The organism is Prevotella sp. AM42-24, from assembly GCF_003461825.1.
Classification (GTDB): Bacteria; Bacteroidota; Bacteroidia; order Bacteroidales; family Bacteroidaceae; genus Prevotella; species Prevotella hominis.
Window position 1 is genome coordinate 305 of record NZ_QTXV01000181.1, and the last position, 253, is coordinate 557.

Below are 253 nucleotides of genomic sequence, written 5' to 3' on the forward strand. Positions count from 1 at the left end.
AGAATGACAATCTTGGCTTCGGTATGCTTTACCGTGGCTGGGGAGGTTTTGTTTATAACTCGGCAGAGGGCAGATATGCAAAGCCTATTGACGAGTCATTGCTGAAATTGCCTGAAAACGAGAACGACAAGGTTGATCCTCTCACGATGGCATTCACCCCATTGGGTACAGACCAGACTTCTATGGACAAGTGGGTCGGTCAGCGACAGGACATCTATCTTACTGCAACCGAGGCAAGTACAGCCCGACTGAC

General features: G+C 49.4%; 1 protein-coding gene. It reads left to right on the forward strand.

What is annotated here, in order from left to right; all coding sequences use genetic code 11:
• On the forward strand, nucleotides 1–253 hold a 253-nt coding region (locus DW917_RS17635; RefSeq protein WP_199545601.1), incomplete at both ends, for a hypothetical protein.